Here is an 18073-nt window from a genome sequence, read left to right as displayed (position 1 = left end):
GTAATAAACCATGACTAGCTAACCATACTAACTCAGTTTTTAAAGAATGTTGTTGTAAATCAGCTTGTTTTTGAGCAGTTTGTACGGAAATAATAACATCTCCAAGAGTAACAGTATCCATGAAATCATGATCAGGAAAATCCGCTTCCAAGGCGGCAAAAGTTAACACATCCGTTGGTTGATTTTTATGGCGAAATTGTGCGTTTAAATTTTGAATTTCTTGATCATTTGTTAATAAAAGACTTATTTCGTAGGTTTTATCTTCATCTAAGTCAATATCAAGAAGACTCAACCATTTTTCAAACCATTTTTGCCATTGTGATTCACTTATGGGTGATTTTTGATTATTTTCACTAAAAAACAAATCTTCTACATAAAGATCAAGTTGATATTTTTTCATAAATTTTGAGGAATGAGGAATGAGGAATGAGGAATGAGGAATGAGGAATGAGGCAAGATGTTTATTCCACAATTATTAATTATCAATTATTAAATCTCTCCGTCGCCGACAACAATTTGTTTAAGAGTAGTGAAGGTTTCGAGACTAATTAACCCCCGACGATTTCCTTTTTGGTTAGATATACCTAAGAATACTGAATTACTGCCTTGCAAATAACGATAAAAACGGGGAGAAGAATTAATATAAACTAAAGCACTATCAGTTTCCATGGCAAACATACGCCCTTCTTGATAAGAGTCTGTCACTAAACAATCTGCATGACCACTACTATTTTCATTAATCCAGGCGATCGCCTCATTTAAGTTATCGACAAAACGAAAAGCTATGGTTTTATCTAAGAAAGGTTGACTCCATTGATGAGGTTTAATCAGAGTTAAATATTCAGGAAATTCTGTCACTAAAGATTTATCCCCCACAAGGTTAAATTTTTGCTCGGTGAGATGATTAAATAATCTGACAATAGAATTAGATTTTTGATGCTTATTAATTAATACTTTTTCAATAGCGTTAACAGGATCAGGCGTAGTATTATAGCTATCAACAACAATATGGCGAACTAGATCTAAATCATGAGATAATGACCAATATAAATAACAATTACCCATAGCGGATTTTAACACCGGAGCTATAGCCATTTGAGTAACTTTGTGAACTAAACTGGGTCTGCCATAGGGGATAATGAGATTAAGATATTGATCTTGGGTTACTAATTCTTCGATAGAGTAACCTTCTTCCGTGGGTAAAGATTGTACACAAAAATGAGGAAAATTAGTTTCTTCTAAGGCAACTTGTAAAACTTGAGCAATAATTGTATTCGTATTACTAGCTTCACTACTTCCCCTCAAAATTAAACTATTTCCAGTTTTGATAGTTAATCCGGCAGTAATAATTGCTAACTCTGGTAAAGCTTCATAAACTAAAGCAATGACACCTAAAGGCATTAACTGAGAATAATTTTGGCAATAAGTGATTTGATAAGGAGAATTAATAACTTTTTGAAAAGGATCAGGTAAATCTGCTAAAGTTTCTAATATTTCAACGGTGGATTTGAGTCTTTGAGGAGTTAATTTAAGCCACTCTAAGATTAAATTAGGTACAGCCATTTCCTTGCTGATTTCTAAATCGAGAGTATTCGCTTGTAAAATATCATCAAAACATTCTTTGAGTTTTTTTGCCATCTTTAACACAGCTTGAGATCGTTGAATGCCTTTTATACTACTCATTTGAACAAAAGCTTGATGTGCTTGATGTACGATGATAGAAATTGATTGTGTAGAATTTTGAGTCATAGTATTGATGTTAACGGCGAGAGGCTAACCACAAAGAGAAACACAGTAAAATCAATATTGAACCTATTATCGTACCAGAAATTAAGTTTATTCCTGAATTTAAAGCAATTAATAAAGGAGTTGACACTAAAATAAAAAAGAAAAAACTGATAATCCCCCATAAAAAATAATTTTCTTGCCAAGGTTTATTTGTCAAAATCCAACGTTTTCCATTCCATCGCCATCTTTTTTTATAAGAATAACTAGGGTTTAATTGTTCTATATATCCTTCTTTTTCCGTAACAACAAAAATGTGTTGACAGCGATCGCAACCCATAGCTTCCGTTAAAATAATAGGTAATAATATACCTTTGCGATGACAAGGGCAAGGATATTGAGAGTTTAAATCAATAGGATGGTTTAGACGCACGATTAGAAGTAAAAAACTAAATATTAATTATTATAAGCAGTTCAGACTGAACAGTTGGCAGTTAAAATTATCAATGATCAACCGTAAATGAATTATAGATGAAAAATATTTTAAGAGGATTAAACGTTTATTTAATTGGTATGATGGGATCGGGTAAAACGACAGTAGGAGAGTTATTAGCAAAAAAAATACATTATCGTTTCTTAGATACTGATGCTATTATCGAAAAAATTACCCATAAAACTATTAATCAAATTTTTGCCCAAGAAGGAGAAAGTAGTTTTCGGACACTAGAAAGTAATATTTTAAAGGAAGTTTCAGCTTATATTCGCACCGTTATCGCTACCGGAGGAGGAATAATAATGTCTCAAGATAACTGGAGTCATTTACGAGATGGTATGATTATTTGGTTAGACGTGCCAGTAGATGTATTAGTCAAAAGACTAGCGAATGATGACACTCGCCCATTATTGCATCAAGAAGATTTAACGGCAAAATTAACAGATTTACGAGAAAAAAGAGAATCATTATATCAACAAGCGGATATTATCCTTAATATTAGTGATCAAGATACTCCTGAAGATATTGTAGAAAAGTTACTCAGAGAAATTCCCTTTCATGTCAAGCCTGAATTTAACCCAGATTTGAATTAAAATACAGTTCATTAAGATAATATTATCCAAGGTTATCAATTAATTGTATTGTATAGAAGCAATGCAAGGCAAAGGGTTTAAACCCCTTGTTACCATAGCTTTGAGAAAAATAAAATGCAGTATTAATTTTACTCACTTACTTAAAAGTTGTTATGGGTGATGTTATCCAATTTAAAGCTACCCCTAATTGATGCTCAAAAGTTGGCAATCGGTAAAGATATACTAAACGTCTAGCAAGGTAGGCTAACTCACCGTTTAATGATATACCCAACCCACTTAAAGTAGCGTTACCTACCCCTAAAGCTAACATTTCCCCTAATGGTTGATATTGAAAGGTTAACAGAGGTTTTTTTTCTAAACTTGCCCATATATTCCATGCACAATAATCTGCTTGTTGAAAGGCTACTTGTGCAGTGGCAGGTAATGTTTTATTATTTTGATCATAACATTCTACTAAGTCACCAAGGGCAAAAATTTCGGGATGATTTTCGACTTGTAACTGTCGATTAATGTTGATTTTTCCTTGAGCATTTTGGGGTAATGATAACTCATTAATCATTCTTACAGGTTTTGTCCCAATTGTCCACAATACTATATCAACAGGAATGGTATCACTTTTATTTTTATAGGATAATGTGATTTCTTCTGCTTTTATTTCTTCTATATCTGTTTCTAAGTCTAACCATATTTGATGATCCCTTAGAGCTTTTTTAGCAGTTTTTTGGTTAAATTCAGGAGAATTTGAGATAATATCACTGTTTCGATCAATAATCCTAATTTTACCACGATTTCCTAAACGATTAGCTATTTTTAAGGCTAATTCTACACCGCTATAACCCCCCCCAACAATAGCAACTTTGATACTTTCTTTCTCAGAATTTTCTAATTGCCGTAATTTTTCTTTCAGTTGATAGGCATTTTCTAAAGTGCGAAACGGTATCCCATATTCTCTCGCACCTTTAACTAAATCTGTTGGTGTTGTACCACCTAAAGCTATCACAAGGCGATCATATGCTAAACTATCATGATTAGCTAAAATAACCTCTTTTTGCTCAATATTAATATTCGTCACCGTATCTTGAATATATTTAATGGGAGTAGTTGCCAATAAATCAGCATAATGAGGAGCAATTTCCCAGCTTCGCATTTCTTCCGTGATTAATTCATATAGTAAAGGAGAAAACACAAAGCGATCATTTTTATCAATAATAGTAATTTCTGGTTTTCGTCTCCAATCTAATTGTATTAATCTCAAAGCAGTATAAAGCCCACCAAATCCGCCACCAACAATGACAATTTTCTTCACGTTACTATTACTCCACCATAAACCAAAACCTTTTTCATTCTATCTTAAATGTCAAAAGAGGACTTCTTTTAGGTGAATACCTTCTGAAATATTTTTTTGTACAAAAAAATAGAGATTGATGCTTAATACATTAATAAAGGGTTTAAACCCCTTGCCTTCTCTTGCCTAAAAGATTGATCTTTACTATTAGCAATTCTACCTTTTTCAGTATTTAATTAGTTTTTTAACAAATCTTTGTAACCCATTTTTTTTTAAGTAGAACTCACCATAAAGCATATCTAGTGACCATCTTTCGGGCAGTACTCGGGCAAGATGTAAAATTTCATCGTATAAAGAACAGACTTGCTCACTAGAAAATTTTTCCCTAAACCATTTTTGGGATACTTTACTATTTACAACTTCTTTCATGGAAAGTTCTGCAAGAGAAATAATTCTTTCTTGGTTTATTTTCTCATTCCCTTGGAAAGTGACTCGCATAGAAAAATTTTCTTGAAAGAAGTAATTAAAATTATCTTCAGTTACAACTGTTGGTAAGTCATCTTCTGTATTGATAGCCATCATATGTTGACTAATAGCACAACCTTCCATAAATCCACGACCTATCCCGATATTTATTTTCGCTATTTTCAGTAAACGACTAGCATTTAATGTAAATTCTTTTAACGTTACAATTGCGTCTCTTTCATTGAGTTGAGACTTGATTTCCTGAAAAGTAGATTCACATTGCGGAAATCCTATAATAACAAGTCTAGCAGGATATCCTTGATCACGAAGAAAGTTAACTAAACGAATAGCTTTTAAAAAACTGGGTTTATATCCTTGTACTATTCTACTAATTCTAATGAGAACTAAATCATTTGGGAGAATTGATAAATCATGTTTCAACTTAGCTATTGCTTGATGATCTTGTTGAGGAATCTGAACACGATTAGGGATACAACAAACTTTTCCATAACCATCTTTTCTACGATTTAAAGCCCAATGTATATCTTTATAAGAAAAATAAATTTGAAAAGGATTATTTGGATAGTAACCTGATAATTTTCCACCCCCTGGTTTAACAAGTACAAAACCACAACCTAATTCAACACACAATGGTCTCACAATTAAGCCCGCCATTCTATCAAAAGCAATTATAACATCAGGATTATAGTTTTCTAAACATTTCTTTAGTGAATTTCTATTTATATTTGGTGTATTCACCTGAATATTGACATATTTTACAGGAGTCTGAGATTGACTTAGTGCATTTGCTGGAAAATCCCCTAGATTAACTATATTTACAAGATTAAATTTGCTCAATTCTTCAGCTATTACCATGCTGTCATAGTAATGACCGCCTAGTCCAGTATTTGAACCTGAAATAGAAGCGATAACTATAACTATATTAGACATCTCCATAAATTAAAAATTAAATCAATTCTTGTTGATAAATTATCAATTTTAACCTAATTATTCCCTGCATTGTCCTTTATTTAATTCAAATATACGATCGCCACTTTCTTCGGCATAAACTTTTTTAGCAACAAATGCGATCACTTTGTCTATTAAATTTTTTGCTAGTTTCAAACTACCGTTATGATTATTACCTATTTCCGCAATGATAAAGGTAGGCGACTTTTCGTCAATAGTAAAATCACCAATGCGGATACTATCGGATTTTAGATATGCGATCGCAACTAGGTGACGGTTTTTATCTAAAAATTGTTTGATTAAGTATTTCAATAGCTTCTCTCGCCTATTGTCTGTTACCCACCTCTTGACTCATCAAAAATTCTATATATTCAAAATCTAGCAACGAGTCTATCTCATGACTTTGTTTCTCCTCCATGACAAATAGGGAAATTTTACCCCCTAAACGGTTATTTAATTCTTTCAATACCCAAGGCTTAAAAATATAAATAGAGCCATTTTCCATATATTGAGAATTCATATCCTGTCGTCTTTGGCGGTGACAATAATCATAATTAATAGATTGGGCTTCTCCTTGTACTTTATGCCACAGAAAACGATGAGTAGGAGAAACAGATAATAAGGAGTCAGCATTTTCTTCCCTTAGTTGAATAACCGCTTGATCGATGTCTTGACCACTTCGTAAAGGGGAGGTACATTGTAAAAAGACGATTAACTCTGGTTCAATGCCCTTTTTTTCTATTTCTAACAAGCCATGAAGTAAAGCTGATTCAGAAGAAGTCGTATCATTAGCAAATTCTACGGGACGTTGGATAATTTCTGCTCCGTATTCTTTGGAGATAGAGGAAATTTGATCATTATCAGTAGTAACAAAAGTATGATCTACCTCTTTCGCCTCCAGTGAATGAAGGATAGAATGGGCAATGAGAGGTTTATCAGATAAAAGACGAATATTTTTTTGCGGAATACCTTTTGAACCACCACGGGCGGGAATAATTGTTACTATTTGTTTCATGTATAGTTACAAAAAAAATGTGCTTAATATTTACTTTGTGACCCTAAATCTCTCTAGTAAGACTCATGTCTCTATTTAATTTAGGTTATTTAATTGGGAATACGCTCCCAAGTAAAAACATTAGACTTCTTGCAGAAGTTGCGGGAAGAGCGGATTTGGGAAGAGGGAAAAGTGCATAAAATTGATCTTAAACTATCCCAATTTGATCATAGTTTTTATTTTGCACTCGTGTCTAATTATTAGCTAAGTACTCATCCAAAATTAATTGTAGAGAGGCAATGGGTTTAAACCCCTTGTTACCAAAGCTTTGCTTTAAGAAAAATAAAGGGCATCGATTAATTTTACTCACTTGCTTATTATATTTTCTGTGAGATAACTAAGACAATACATCAAGAAACCGTTTAACGTTAACCTGAGTAACATTCCATAATTTTTGCTGTTCATTTTTGATGATTTCTATGGTAGAAGATTGAGAATTTAAAATTTCTAACCCTTTTTCTACTATTTTGTCTGAAACATGATTTTCCAAAAGATCCACAGACCAATGAGATTGATTAATATCATCTAAAAACCATTGCAATTTATCATGAGAAACAAGAGACAAAATCGGAGTCTGACAACCAAATGGAATCATCTGGGCATGGCCACGCATTCCTAAAACTAAAGCAGGTGCTTTATAGGCTTCGATTATTTGTGGTGGAGATAATTTCCCAAGATTCAATACTTCAAAATTTGCATTATTCGCTTTTAAAACATCAATCATCTCAAAATCTTTATAAAAATGAGCATAGTATTTAATATTTAATCCCGTTTTCTTTGATAACTGGATAACACCATTAGCAATTTCTTTAAGCAGTTGCTCTTTTCTTTGCCCAAATCGCAATTCATCTCTATCAAATGCACAATTCAGAGCAATAAATGATTGATGATCTTTTTTTGAATCATTAAATAACTCTGGATACAAAATTGAAGTGAGAGTTGTCATACAGGGTTGAAAAATAACTTTGTGGTGAAACTCAGAAGGTAAATACTTAATAATAGCGTTAATACTACCACTATTACGAATGCCCAGATACAGAGACTTTTCTGCTAAAACCCTTAAATTATCAGTAAAGACATTATCGAATTCTTCTTGTCCTCGGAATCGATTATAACCAACAGCAAAAATACAAATAGGAACTTTAATCGCTTTTAATTGTTCGCCAGAACAAGCCCACTGCCAACCACTAATATCATTTTTATTTGTATCCCGTAGAAATAGTCCACCACCACCAATAATTAATCCCTGAGAATTATTGATTTTTTGAATGGCATCATCTGTAACTGCATAACGTACATGAACCGATGTCCAATTTATCTCTTTTCCCTTACCCACAAATAGATCTCTTAAAACCGCTGGTAATAAAATATCCCCAGCATTACTTCCCTTGCCAGTAAAAGCTGCCACATGAGCAAGTTGATAATAATTTCCCGAATTGGGAAGTATGGTTTTTGGCTCCCAATATTTTGGATCTTGAGGATCTCCAAACACCATGTTTTTAACCTGATTTTTCAGTCCTTTTGGAATCAAACTTTTAGTGAGGGAGTAAATTTTTTTCATAGTCAGTTTTTTCATAATTTAGATAAGTTTACTGCCAATAGTTCTCCAAAAATTAGGGTAGTCATCCGTTTAAAGCTACTAGAATGATCGAGCAATTCTTGGTAAGTACCTTCATTTATAACTTGTCCTTGACTTCATTCAAAAATGCGATCGCACTTTTCGACAGTAGTCAATTAACCTTAATTTAACAGTTATAATCTGTCAACTAAAATTTTTATTGATTATAAAAACAAGACTATTTTAAAGTTGATCGCCAAAAGTGCGACTTTATCTCTATTTTAAAAACTAAATTTTGGTGCTGAAGCTAAAAGAGTTTTTGTATAATGATGTTGAGGGTGATTAAATACCGTCTCAGTTTCTCCTAATTCTACTATTTTACCTCCATTCATGATAGCTATTCGATCGCATAAAAATCTAGCTACTGATAAGTCATGAGTAATGAATAAATAAGTTAAATTAAACTCTTTTTTTAACTCTAATATTAAGTCTAATACTTGGGCTTGTATCGTTGCATCTAACATACTTACCGGTTCATCACAAATTACTAATTTTGGGTTAGTTATTAATGCCCGTGCGATGGCAACTCTTTGTTGTTGTCCTCCTGAAAGTTCCTTCGGATAACGATTATAGTATTCTTGGGGGTTTAATCCCACTCGGTTTAACATTGCTTCTACTCGTTGCTGATTCTCTTGATTATTACCTAATTCATGGATTAACAAAGGCTCAATTATAGATTCTCCTACCGTCATCATGGGGTTAAGACAAGCGTGTGGATCTTGAAATATCATCTGTATCTCCTTTCGTAAAGCCCTAATTTCTCTTTCAGCTAAAGTAGTTAAATCTTGATTGTCAAAATTAACCTCCCCACTGGTAGCCCTAATTAGTTGTAAAATTGTCCTAGATAAAGTGCTTTTTCCACACCCAGATTCCCCAACTAAACCTAAAATTTCTCCAGCCCATATTTCCAAATTAAGATCATCTACTGCTTTAATTATTTGACTTTTTTTTCCTAATATTTGTTCAATAAAATTTGTCTCTAAACTATAGTATTGTTTAAGATTTTTTAAAGATAATAAAGGTATTTTTTCTTGAGTTTTATTATGACTTTCTTCTATTACTACTTCTGATGATTTATGAAGGTGAAATGCCGCCGCTAATAAAGATTTTGTATATTTATGATTCGGTGAATACATCACTTCTTCGACTTTTCCTATTTCTACCATCTTTCCTTGATACATTACACCAATGCGATCGCAATATTTCCCCACCATCGCCAAATCATGAGAAATTAACAATAAAGCCATATCACGATCTCGACACAAAGCAGTTAACTCATCTAAAATTTCAGAAGCAATGGTAACATCAAGGCTAGTAGTAGGTTCGTCAGCAACGATCAACTTAGGTTCAAGTAATAACGCCAAGGCGATGGCAACTCTTTGACGCATACCGCCACTAAATTCATGGGGATATTGATTAAATCTATCAGGAGAAATTTTGACGGTGGCAAGAGTAGATAAGGCTTTTTCCTTCGCTTCCTTTGTTGATAATTGGGGTTGATGTGCCTTCAAAGTTTCGATACAATGATCCCCTATCGTCATTAAAGGATTTAATCTTGTCATGGGATCTTGAAATACTAAAGCTACAGCCTCTCCTCTAAATTGACGCAAGGCTTGATTATCATAAGTAAAAATCCCCTTACCTTGAAAATTTGCTACCCCTTCAACCTTACTTTTTTCTGGTAATAATCTGATGATAGCCCTTCCTAAAGTGGACTTTCCGCAACCTGATTCTCCAACTAAACCTAAAACTTCGCCATAATTCAAATCAAAAGAAACATTATTGACTACCCAAATTATTACATTTTCATCGTTATTAGTTGCATCATAGGCAACTTGAAGATTCTTGATTTCTAATAGAGGTGAGTTCATCATAAATAATTAACAGCAAGGAATTATTGAAAATAAAATATAAATTGTAACTAAAAAGAATCAAAAATGAGTAATAGCCAACAGATAAGAGTTTCAAGGGATAAGGAATAAATCCCTTATTAGTAGCTTTTTTTGAATATTAAATAAATGGCACTGTTTCGCCCTTATGGTTAATTCTTAATGATTTTTTTTACCCAGTCGTTAAGGTTATAGGTGTTGAGGCGATAAGTAAGAGGATTTGCCACTAAATAGGCACTACTTTCAAATAATATATCTATTTCGATTAAGCCATTTTCTTTTAAGGTTTTTCCTGTCGATACTAAATCAACGATCGCCTCTGACATTCCAGTAATCGGGCCTAATTCAACAGATCCGTATAAAGGTACTATTTCTACTGGTAAATCCAGTGATCGAAAATAATCTTTAGCACAGTTAACGAATTTAGAAGCGACAATACCATGGGCAGGTAGATCAACAGAACTACGATAAGAACTGTTTTTAGGTACAGCTACTGACATTCGGCAATAACCAAAACCTAAATTAGCAATATTAGCAACGTTGGCTTTTTTCTCTTTTAATACATCATAACCAACAATACCTAAATGAGCTTGACCATATTCTACATATACGGGGACATCTTGTGCCCTAACTAACAAGGCTTTGGCTAATCCTTGAGGATCTTCTATTTGTAGTTGACGGTTACTCCCAGAAAGAAATAAACTAAAATCAAGTCCTACTTGCTGACAAAGTTCGATGCTTTCTTTTAAAAGTGCGCCTTTAGGTAGTGCGATGGTTAACATAAATTATCGATATTTTTACAGTTCTAGAAGAATGAGGAGTCAAGGGTAGATCAAGGGAAGCAAGATTAGAGAAGTAGAAGCAGAAAAAGACTTAGGAGAAAGTTTAGCAAGGATTCTGACTCAAGAGGGTTATGAAGTGCAATTATGCTATGACGGTGATCAGGGTCTAACTTTAACCTTAACAGAAAATTATCATTTATTGATTCTTGATTGGATGTTACCCCATAAAAGTGGCTTGGAAATTTGTCAAAGTTTGCGATCGCATCCCAATCAATCCATAGCGACAACTCCCGTATTATTTTTAACGGCAAAAGATACTTTAGATGATCGAGTAATGGGTTTAGATGCGGGTGCCGATGACTATTTAATCAAACCTTTTGAGTTGAGAGAATTATTAGCAAGAGTTAGAGCATTACTAAGACGATTATCTGTCAATATTGAGCCGAAAAATCAAGTAAATAGCGGTAAGTTACAAGTAGCCGACTTAGAAATCCAAATCGAGAATCAAATAGCTTATCGTAACGGCAGACTAATTAAATTATCAGAAAAAGAAGTTAAATTATTAGAATTTTTTAGCCTTCATATCAATCAGTTAGTAACTCAAGAGCAAATTTTCGAGTATCTTTGGAGTGACGAAGCACCTAGTAGTAATGTGGTGGCTGCGATGATAAAATTGTTACGGCGTAAAATTGAGAAGGAAAATGAACCAACATTAATTCATACAGTTTACGGTAAAGGTTATTATTTAAGTGAACTATAAAATTATTAAAGCTACCCCTACAAATTCCTCATTCCTTATTCCTGATTAAAACTTCTCGCCAATACCAAAATGAATACGACTATCACCGTCATTATTAATAGCATAATCAATACGGATCGGCCCTACTGGAGATTGAACTCTAACCCCTAAACCATAACCATAACCATCACCTTTTAAACCTCGAACTTCTGCCGGTTTACCTATAACTGCACCCTGAGAGCCTAAAGTCGTGCCATAATCAAAGAATAAAGTACCTCCTAAAAAAGAAACAATGGGAAAACGATATTCTGCTGTTGCTTGGAAAAATGATCGCCCGTTACCTAAATCTCCTTCTCCATAACCTCGAACCGAGTTACTACCACCAATAACAAAGGCTTCGTAGGGGGGTAAATCACCTAAAACAGTTCCTCCTTGAACATTAAATGCTAAAGTTTGAGGACCTTCCATAAAATCAAAATTAAGTAATTTTAACGGTAAATAATAACTATAATTAGCACGAATACGGTTATATAAAATAGACGTAAAAGGAAGAGTCTGTTCCATACCTATCAAAAATAAACTACCATTAGTCGGGCGTAAACCATTATCACGGGTATCTTTAGAAACATTGAATCGAAAAGTAATTAAATCATCAACACCACTATTATTAAAAGCTAATCTTTGATGGCCAAATTGTTGGGCAGAACGAGGCGAAATATCTCCATCAGCATCTTGTACTTCGATATTTTGATATTGTAAACCAGCACCAATAATCCAATCCGCCCTCGAAAAAACATCTTTAGCAATAGGGCGAGAAAAATTAACCCCCATTCCCGTACGCACTACTCTAGGACTATCATTATTTATTTCCGTACGAATAGTTTCAGTATCAGTACCATCAAAAACTAGAGAAATTGATCTTCTGCGGAAAATATTAGCAGTATAGGATGTACGATAAGGATCTCCTCCAATCCAAGGATCTTGAAAACTCAAATCAAATAATAATTCTCGTTCTCCTAACTGAAATTCTAACCCGGCAGTTTGATTATTACCTCCTAAATTTTTTTCTTGATAACTAATCGTACCAAATAAACCACTACTAGAACTAATACCTGCACCTGCTGCTAACGATCCTGTATTCGTAGGTACTATATCAACGTTCATTATTACTTCTGAAGGATCTTCTGCTGGACTAAATGACAGTTTGACATCTTCAAAAATACCTAAACCAAATACTCTTTGTAAATCTTGTTGTGCTGTACGACGATTAAATACATCACCGGGTTTAAGTTGCATTTCTCTGGTGACAATGAAATCTCTGGTTCTACTTTGGATTGCTTCTTCTTCACTATTAAAAAATCTGACTTTTATATTTTCTAATCGTCCTTCCGCAATAACCAAAGTAACTACACCATCGCTACTGATTTTGGGTGCACCTACCACCTGAGCTAAATCATAACCATTATCGGTGTACCATTTATTAATTTCGGTAACTCCTTGTTGTAAATCTCTGAGGTTGAGAATTTTACCGTATTGATCTGTAAATGCTTTGTTGATGACTTCCGGTGGCATAAGGGAAGTTTTCCCTTCGGTTTTTTCTGGAAGAGTTTTAATTTCTACTTTTTGTAACACTGGGTTAGGCTGTACCTCATAAGTAATTTTTACTCCATACTGAGTATCTTCAGGGGTAACTTTAACATTACTAAAATAGCCCGTTGCATAAATAGCGTTAATATCTTCTTGTAATCTCGATCGAGTGGTGGTACGTCCTGCGTTAGATCTAATAGTATTAAAAACTAGATCTTTTAATTCTCCTTCTACACCAATAACAGATACTTCGGATACTAATACTCTTGGCTCATCCGCAGGAGGTTGAGACTGCGTATTTGGTGGTGGTGGGGGGTTAGTTTCAGGAGTGGAATTAGTTTCAGGAGTGGGGTTAGTTTCAGGAGTGGGGTTAGTTTCAGGAGTGGGGTTAGTTTCAGGTGTCGGATTGGTTGCTTGTGCAATTAAATTTGGAGATAATTCTTCTTTTTTTTCTTGAGTCAAAGATTCAACAACCACAATAGAAGGGGAAATATTTTCTAATTCTTCAGCCGATTTTTCTTGTGTTAACGAATCCACTACAATGGGAGTAGAGCTAGTCAAGGTATTTGAGGATGCCATTACCTTAAAAGGAAATGTTAAACCAATAGTTGATAAAAGAGTGAGAATTAAAGTTTTTTGCTGTAAAGATTTATATTTAACCTTAGGGAAATCAATTTGATGATTTAATTGTTGGTTCTCTTTTTGATCAGAAAAAGCTAATTTTAGATCTGATGTACTCAGATTAGTCGTCAAAGAACAATCTTGAATTTTTTTGTTTTTCACTGCCACACACCAAAATTTAATTGTAATAATTGTTTTTAAATATACTAGGTATTCCCTAGTTTTTCAATGAGAGTTAAAACTCTTTTTTGTACTTGTTGATATGCTGATTCCACTTTTCCTAAATCCCGGCGAAAACGATCTTTATCCAAGACTCTTTTTTCGGTATCTTGTTCCAAAGAATCCCATAAACGACAAGTATCAGGACTAATTTCATCAGCTAACAACAAATTACCATTAATATCTTTTCCAAATTCTAGTTTAAAATCCACTAAAATAATCTCACAATTAGCAAAAAAATCTCTTAGATATTGATTAACTTTTAGTGCTTTATTTTTTAATTCTTCGATTTCTTCACTAGTTGCTATGTTTAATATTTTTAGCCGATCTTCTGTCAAAAGGGGATCACCTAAATCATCATTTTTAAGGTAAAATTCCACCAAAGGAAAAGGTAATGTTAAGCCTTCTTCTAAACCTGTTTGTTTACACAAACTTCCAGCAGCAATATTCCTTACTACAACTTCTAAGGGGATAATTTTTACTGCTTTAACCAACATTTCTCGTTCTGACGTTTGTGACAAAAAATGAGTTTCAATGCCCTTATCAGCTAATAATTTAAGCAATGCAGAAGAAATTGTACAGTTGATCTCCCCTTTTCCCTTGATTGTCCCTTTTTTAAGGGCATTAAATGCTGTAGCGTCATCTTTAAAATAAGTTAAGTATTCTTGGTCATACTCTGGGGTATAGACATTTTTTGCTTTACCCTCGTACAGTTTTTGAGGTGTTGACATAGTCACAAATCATTAAATAGAAAAAGATTTAGATAACACCATAACATAAAAGAAGACGGGGAGGAGGAGACTATAGCAATCCTATTTGATTTATGGCATTTCCGTTGGGAAAAATTTAGAATTTAGAATTTAGAATTTAGAATTAGGAAACTTACCCATTGCCCATTGCCCGAATAATTTAGAAATGACTTGAGTTTGAGAGTTATTAATATTTAATTTACCACAACCTATTTAGGACTGCTATAGCAGAGGAGGAAACTTTTTCATTGTTATAGTTGTTTAATTTAAGAATGAAACAATTTAATAATATTAAAATTCCTCGACAACAGCTACTGGGAGGTTGCAACCCACCCTACAAAATTTATTTAATTGTCTCAACGTTAATTAAAATCACTATGAATTTAAATTAAAACCTCAAAAGCAATACCTTCTTCAATAAAGTTAGGATAATTGGCAATGATATTTTGTCTTTCGGCTTCGCCGACAAAAATATAAACCCCTGGTATATCTTTATTTTGGAAACGGTAAAAATCAACGCCTTTTCCGGCATTGCCATCATAAACATAAAATGCTATTCCTTCTTCGACGAAATTAGGATAATTAGTGCGAATATTAATACTTTCTTCTTCTCCCGCATAAAGATAAGTTCCTAGTTTTTCTTTATTTTGAAAACGATTCATTACTATTAAATCATCATCTGGATTCATTCCAACTTTAAAGGCTTCACCTTCTTCGATAAAATTAGGATAATTGACAATAATATTTTGTCTTTCTTCTTCACCGACAAAAAGATAAACTCCCCGTATATCTCTATTTTGAAAACGATAAATCGGAATATTTACTAAAGGTGTTTGTGGCAAATTTTCGACTAAAACAGACTGATCACTAAATTGAATTTGCTCTATATTAATCAAAGTATCACCATTATTAGCAACCTGTAAAATTCCATGTTTTAAAGTGAAATCAAAATCTTTTAATTCTCTGTCATATATTACGGTGTCAAATCCTTCTCCACCATCAATTTGATTTTTTCCTTCGACGGTAACACTACCAAAAATTTCGTCATTTCCTCCTCCAGCATTTATGATATTGTTACCATTACCTGCATGAATGTTGTCATTACCACTACCAGTGTTGATGTTATCATTATTATTACCACCACTTATAGTAACGTCATTAGTAACATCTCCAAAGTAAAAAATACCGTAATCATTACCTAAGTTTTCCTGTGTAATAAAATCATCAGCAGTTAAAACATTAGTAGCAATACCATTTAGACGAGCGATAATTTGACCATTAACACTAATATAATCATCAAAGAGAACTAAATTATTAAATGTTAATCCATGACTTAAAGCAATTAAATCAACACCATCGGTAAAGTCAGAGATAGTCTCGATACCTTTTCCTTCACCAATAAAGAAAATATCACTTCCTTCCCCTCCTGTCAGGGAGTCATTTTCTAAATCTCCTGAAAGAAAATCATTACCTTGTTGCCCGTTTAAAATATCATTATCATTTCCACCGTAAATAATATCATCACCATCATCACCATTAATTAAGTCATAACCTTGATTTCCGAAAAGTACATCATTCTTTCTCCCACCGTTAACTACGTCATTACCATTACCACCATAAATAATATCATTACCACTTCCACCGCTAACTACGTCATCTCCTTGATTGCCAAAAATCCAATCATCACCATATTTACCATTGATAGAATTATTACCTACATCTCCCGACAGTATATCATTGCCTTGTTGTCCATTAATGGTAGTATTAAGTTCTTCGTCTCCTAACTCACTAATATTAGGTTGCTGAAAATCAAAGACATACAGATTATTAATGATATTGTTATAAGTATAAACTTCTTTCCTCTCAATAATACCAGCACTTTCACGCAAAACTAGAGTTAGATTTTCTTTCTCGTCATAAGTATAGTTGATAATATAACTGGCAATACTGTCATTATTAGAATTAAAAACCGTCTTAATTAAATTTCCATTATCATCATAAGTATAAGTTACAATACTACCATTTGAAGTTAATGTATTAATTAAATTGCGATGATTGTCATAAATCAAAGTAGAATAATCATTAACTTTATCTCTTCCTTCATAGTAAATTGTTTCTTCTTCCAGTGTAAGAGTTCCATTATTTTCATAGATAGAAGTGGTAAGATAAGATTTTATCCCTACTGCACTATAATAATAACCAGATACTTCCGAATTACGAACTTTTTTAGTTAAATATCCGTTATCATCAAAAGTATAACTATAAATATGTTCTTTACTATCTCCTCCTTTAGCATGAGAAATACCTTGCGACTCATTGATGAGATTTCCATTTTCGTCATAGGTATAAGTATAATTTGAGGTTGACTCCATCAAATAAGTGATAGGATGATCTCGATCTTGAAAATATTTGATTAAATTTCCATTTTCATTAAAAGTATAGTTGTAAGTATAGGTAATGAGATAACTTTCAAAGCGACTATCCTTAGGAAATTTGTCATTTTCTACACGAATAAATTGAGTTAAATAACCTGAATCATTATAGAGATAACTATAAGTATGAATAGAAACTGACACTAAATTATTATCAGGATCATACTTTTTAACAATGACCTCTTTTAATTTATCATCATTATAGTAGGTATAATCCCAACTGGTATAATGACGGGCAGGATATAATAAACTTTCGGAAATGAGTTCAATAGGATTTCCATACTGATCATAAGTATAAGTTTCAATATAACTTTCTTTTCCATCTTTGTTTAAAAAGTTATCGTAACTAATGATTTGAGAGTTAAGAAGCATATATAATATATAAATATAGTATAAATATTAAGATCAGAAATTTTCACATTAAACACTTTTATAAGATAGTCAATGGTGACATTGCTGAAAAAAGGGATAAAACTCACAAAAAGTAAGTAAATAGTTTCAACCTTTTTTGTTATATGAATGTTTTTGGTAGTGTTTTGTCGATTTTAAATTAAGCAACGGAAAACTTTAATTATGGAAAATTGTCTGATGTTTTAAAGTCTTTGTTTTCATCCTAACTTTGAAATATGTTTCACCGTCATTATTCAAAATGTAACTTAATATAATCTTCAAGTTTAGGATAATTTTCCTGATTACTTATTATTTAAAATGAGGCTCTACCATAAAGATAGGTTAAATATTTAAGATGTTCACTAATATCATCCGTTAAAACATCTTCTTCATAACGCCAACTCCAATTATCTTCGATAGTGCCAGGTGTGTTCATTTTTGAGTCTGAACCTAATCCTAACAG

General features: G+C 32.9%; 15 protein-coding genes. 2 read left to right on the top strand and 13 right to left on the bottom strand.

Annotated features, from left to right (window positions below):
- The 3 genes from ybeY to FWJ34_RS10870 form a co-directional block, all read right to left on the bottom strand.
- A partial coding sequence (gene ybeY, locus FWJ34_RS10880) for an rRNA maturation RNase YbeY (protein ID WP_308255340.1) occupies window positions 1-400 on the bottom strand: 400 nt, incomplete at its 3' end.
- A gap of 89 nt (window positions 401-489) precedes the next feature.
- Window positions 490-1749, bottom strand: a complete 1260-nt coding sequence (locus tag FWJ34_RS10875; RefSeq protein ID WP_308255339.1) for a glutamate-5-semialdehyde dehydrogenase — start codon at window positions 1747-1749, stop codon at window positions 490-492.
- A 10-nt stretch (window positions 1750-1759) separates the two neighbouring features.
- Window positions 1760-2158: a hypothetical protein gene (locus tag FWJ34_RS10870; RefSeq protein WP_308255338.1), complete on the bottom strand. Its 399-nt coding sequence runs from the start codon at window positions 2156-2158 to the stop codon at window positions 1760-1762.
- A 98-nt stretch (window positions 2159-2256) separates the two neighbouring features.
- On the opposite strand from FWJ34_RS10870, the gene FWJ34_RS10865 reads away from it, so the two are divergent.
- Window positions 2257-2811, top strand: coding sequence for a shikimate kinase (locus FWJ34_RS10865; RefSeq protein WP_308255337.1), 555 nt, complete (start codon window positions 2257-2259; stop codon window positions 2809-2811).
- 136 nt (window positions 2812-2947) lie between these two features.
- On the opposite strand, the gene FWJ34_RS10860 is transcribed toward FWJ34_RS10865, so the two are convergent.
- The 7 genes from FWJ34_RS10860 to hisG all read right to left on the bottom strand — a co-directional run bounded on the left by FWJ34_RS10860 (window position 2948) and on the right by hisG (window position 10873).
- Window positions 2948-4117: an NAD(P)/FAD-dependent oxidoreductase gene (locus FWJ34_RS10860; RefSeq protein WP_308255336.1), complete on the bottom strand. Its 1170-nt coding sequence runs from the start codon at window positions 4115-4117 to the stop codon at window positions 2948-2950.
- A gap of 204 nt (window positions 4118-4321) precedes the next feature.
- The gene (locus tag FWJ34_RS10855; protein WP_308255335.1) at window positions 4322-5512 is read right to left on the bottom strand and encodes a hypothetical protein; all 1191 of its coding nucleotides are present in this window, start codon (window positions 5510-5512) and stop codon (window positions 4322-4324) included.
- A gap of 57 nt (window positions 5513-5569) precedes the next feature.
- Window positions 5570-5842, bottom strand: a complete 273-nt coding sequence (locus tag FWJ34_RS10850) for a hypothetical protein (RefSeq protein ID WP_308255334.1) — start codon at window positions 5840-5842, stop codon at window positions 5570-5572.
- 13 nt (window positions 5843-5855) lie between these two features.
- Window positions 5856-6545 carry an acylneuraminate cytidylyltransferase family protein gene (locus FWJ34_RS10845; RefSeq protein WP_308255333.1) on the bottom strand — a complete coding sequence of 230 codons (690 nt, stop codon included), beginning with the start codon at window positions 6543-6545 and terminating at the stop codon, window positions 5856-5858.
- 376 nt (window positions 6546-6921) lie between these two features.
- Window positions 6922-8160 (bottom strand): polysaccharide pyruvyl transferase family protein, encoded by a 1239-nt coding sequence (locus tag FWJ34_RS10840; RefSeq protein WP_308255332.1) that lies wholly within the window; start codon window positions 8158-8160, stop codon window positions 6922-6924.
- Window positions 8161-8423: 263 nt separating this feature from the next.
- On the bottom strand, window positions 8424-10073 hold the full coding sequence (locus FWJ34_RS10835; RefSeq protein WP_308255343.1) for an ABC transporter ATP-binding protein: 1650 nt from the start codon (window positions 10071-10073) through the stop codon (window positions 8424-8426).
- 170 nt (window positions 10074-10243) lie between these two features.
- Window positions 10244-10873, bottom strand: coding sequence for an ATP phosphoribosyltransferase (hisG, locus tag FWJ34_RS10830; protein ID WP_308255331.1), 630 nt, complete (start codon window positions 10871-10873; stop codon window positions 10244-10246).
- 49 nt (window positions 10874-10922) lie between these two features.
- On the opposite strand from hisG, the gene FWJ34_RS10825 reads away from it, so the two are divergent.
- Window positions 10923-11633, top strand: a complete 711-nt coding sequence (locus FWJ34_RS10825; RefSeq protein ID WP_308255342.1) for a response regulator transcription factor — start codon at window positions 10923-10925, stop codon at window positions 11631-11633.
- A gap of 45 nt (window positions 11634-11678) precedes the next feature.
- Here FWJ34_RS10825 and FWJ34_RS10820 read toward each other — a convergent pair whose 3' ends face one another.
- The 3 genes from FWJ34_RS10820 to FWJ34_RS10810 all read right to left on the bottom strand — a co-directional run bounded on the left by FWJ34_RS10820 (window position 11679) and on the right by FWJ34_RS10810 (window position 17592).
- The gene (locus tag FWJ34_RS10820) at window positions 11679-13988 is read right to left on the bottom strand and encodes a BamA/TamA family outer membrane protein (protein WP_396231850.1); all 2310 of its coding nucleotides are present in this window, start codon (window positions 13986-13988) and stop codon (window positions 11679-11681) included.
- A 38-nt stretch (window positions 13989-14026) separates the two neighbouring features.
- Window positions 14027-14770, bottom strand: coding sequence for a phosphoribosylaminoimidazolesuccinocarboxamide synthase (gene purC / locus FWJ34_RS10815; protein WP_308255330.1), 744 nt, complete (start codon window positions 14768-14770; stop codon window positions 14027-14029).
- A 401-nt stretch (window positions 14771-15171) separates the two neighbouring features.
- A complete protein-coding gene (locus tag FWJ34_RS10810; RefSeq protein WP_308255329.1) occupies window positions 15172-17592 on the bottom strand; it encodes a hypothetical protein in 2421 nt (806 codons plus the stop codon).
- Between the last annotated feature and the right edge of the window lie 481 nt (window positions 17593-18073).

This window comes from Geminocystis sp. GBBB08, assembly GCF_016743215.1.
Taxonomy (GTDB): domain Bacteria; phylum Cyanobacteriota; class Cyanobacteriia; order Cyanobacteriales; family Cyanobacteriaceae; genus Geminocystis.
Note: the sequence above shows the minus strand (reverse complement) of the source record. Positions and strands in the feature narration are given on the sequence as shown.